This window comes from Nocardia sp. NPDC005745 (genome assembly GCF_040630775.1).
Taxonomy (GTDB): domain Bacteria; phylum Actinomycetota; class Actinomycetes; order Mycobacteriales; family Mycobacteriaceae; genus Nocardia.
The window spans coordinates 1-2,440 of sequence record NZ_JBEXYF010000088.1 but is presented as its reverse complement, the minus strand read 5'-3'; the positions used below and the strand labels follow the sequence as shown (position 1 = coordinate 2,440).

Genomic DNA, 2,440 nt, shown 5'->3' with positions numbered 1-2,440 from the left:
GCGGTGCGACCGGAGCAGCCGCGAAGGCGATCCAGGTGGCCCTCGCCCAGCTCGGTGACCCGTATGTCTTCGGTGCGGAGGGGCCGAACGCTTTCGACTGCTCGGGCCTGATGCAATACGCGGCGGCCGCCGCCGGTGTGCGAATTCCACGAGTCGCGGCGGATCAATACCGGACACTGCCCAAGGTGAATCCACGGGACATCAAGCCCGGTGACCTCATATTCCCGTCCGAATCGTTCAAAGGGGCGAACAATCCCGGCCATGTGATCATGTATATCGGCAACGGCATGTGCGTCGAGGCTCCGCATACCGGTGGCCACGTTCAATACCGGAAACTGCCCAGCAGTTACGCGGCCGCCCGCTGGGCATGACCGTCCGGCTCAATACCCCACATACGAGCCGCCACCCCGCATCTGCACGATCCCGGGCACATTGCCGACCGATCCGTATCGCTCGATGGCATAGCGCACGCCCGCGACGATGTTGTCCACCGGATTCCAGATATCACGGTGCCCCGGAACGGAATACGCGTTGAACGTCGGATCGATGGTCTGCATCAACCCTTTCGAGGGGATTCCCGCCGCGGCATTGCTGTCCCAGAGATTGATGGCGTTCGGGTTGCCACCGGATTCGTGCTGGATGATCGCCGCGATATCGGCCGGATCGATCTGGCGCGTGTCGTAGCCGTGCTGTCGCAACACCTGTAACGCTTCGTTGATCCATTGACCCTGCTGGCCGGACGGCCGTGTGCGCGGCGGCCCGCCACTGGGTGCCCGCATGCCGGAGTGCGACGTGCGGCGAGGTCTGTGCGGCTGGGCCGGCCGCGATTCGCGCAGGTAGCTGTCGGCCAGCGCCGCCACCCGATCGGCGGTGAGCACCGTCGCGGCCTGCCCCTGCCCCAGCACTGTTCCCGCGCGCTGCAAGGCGTTTTCGAGAGTGGAGATCACCAGTTGCCTGCTCGCGTTGGCGTCCTGGACATTGCCGAGGGCGGTCAGGGCGGTGTTCACCTCGGCGATTATCGCTCCGATCGCGGCGCGCCCCTGTGTGGTGCTGTCGACCGCGCCGCTGAGAATGCGCTCGAGTTCGGCGTTCATCGACTGCGTCGCATTGCCATGGCGAGCGCGATTCTGGCTGCTCGCGGTGTACTGCGAGCCGAGTGCACCGTCCCACACCACGGGGCCGCTCGGCCGGGCGGCGTCGACATCGGGTGGCGCGTAGGGCTTTCCCGTCACGGCGGCCGGGGAGCCGTCACCGTACTGGGCCGCGATGGCGGCCAACGCGCCCATCGCCGCGGCTGCCATCGGCATCGACGAACCGGCCATGCCGAGCGCGTCCGAGCGCGGAAGGGAAGCGGAGCCCGAGGCAGCAGTTGTCTCGGATGCCGACGGTGAATTCTGGGTGCGTCCCTGAGCCGTCGCGCCGGCCGGCGCGGCGATCGGCGCACCTGCCTGCGCCCGCGGGATCGGGGTGGGGGCACCGCGCGTCGCGGACTTGGCGGGGCGGCGCGGCGCGGTGGTGGTGGTGGTGCTCGCACGCATGTCGCGAGGATCGCCGGCATCATCGGAATCCCGCTCGGGCGGAGTGCGATCCGTCGGAGCCATCAGTTCCCCCGATGCGCGCGGACACTACGAACGGTGATCACAGAGGCAGCCACGATTCACCTTCCGCCGGACGCCCCGGTACGCGCTACCGATCGCCGGACACGATCAGCGCGTGCTGGAGCCGGAAGAATTCAGGGCCGACGTAGCAATCCACGCCGACGCGGTGAACTCATGCCGCCTTGCCCGGCTGTCGGCTCACCCGACTCGGAATGCCTCTTCCCCGGCACTCGTTCCGAAACGTATCCGCAGCTTAATAGAGATATCTCTCGAGCACGGCCCCGCCTGTTCCCGCTTGCGGGAATACCAGTGCCCCGGTTTCGGCACGCGACCGCGAGGCGCCTCGGCGGTAGAGCGCACCGAGCGACCGGCGAAGGCCGGGCGACGTCAAACGGCGACGTTGCGCATCGCCGAGGCAATGCTATTGGCGTAGGCGATGCGCTGCCCTCTCGCCTCACCGGAGCTTCTTTCGTAATACTGGTCGAAGACCGCCGCCGCGTAAGCGGGCGTCTGTGCGGCCCGGAGATATCCATACGCGGTGGATTCATTGCTGCGCAATTCGGCCATCATGAAATCGACCTGGACCTTCCAGTCGGTGACCGGCTTCCCGCGAGCTGCCGCGAACCGCTCCAGGGCCTGCCGTCGCCCACCCCGCCACTGACACAGACCGATAGCGCCTTCGCCCGAGTTGTACGCGCTGGTCTTGAAACCCGACTCGACCTGGATATTGCCCACGATCCCCGCAGCCTGCGCAGGCGTGAGTCCATGTTTCGATATGAGGTAGCGATAGACGTCCGCCGGATTGGCGTTCGAGCCCCCGGGAATGTTGTCGGCGCCGCCGG

3 protein-coding genes are annotated in these 2,440 nt (G+C 67.0%); 1 reads left to right on the top strand and 2 read right to left on the bottom strand.

Annotated elements, in window-relative coordinates; translation table 11 throughout:
- Window positions 1-371, top strand: a 371-nt coding sequence (locus tag ABZ420_RS35925; protein WP_357132649.1) for a C40 family peptidase, incomplete at its 5' end; no start/stop codon positions are given.
- Between the two features lie 9 nt (window positions 372-380).
- Here the strand turns inward: ABZ420_RS35925 and ABZ420_RS35920 are convergent.
- Window positions 381-1,538 carry a transglycosylase SLT domain-containing protein gene (locus ABZ420_RS35920; protein ID WP_357132646.1) on the bottom strand — a complete coding sequence of 386 codons (1,158 nt, stop codon included), beginning with the start codon at window positions 1,536-1,538 and terminating at the stop codon, window positions 381-383.
- A 447-nt stretch (window positions 1,539-1,985) separates the two neighbouring features.
- Window positions 1,986-2,440 (bottom strand): phage tail tip lysozyme (locus tag ABZ420_RS35915; protein ID WP_357132643.1); only part of this gene is annotated, 455 nt, incomplete at its 5' end.

What these genes read in the sequence shown, in the direction of transcription:
- ABZ420_RS35920 (WP_357132646.1), bottom strand. Translation starts at nt 1,538, where the DNA reads ATGCGTGCGAGCACCACCACCACCACCGCGCCGCGCCGCCCCGCCAAG.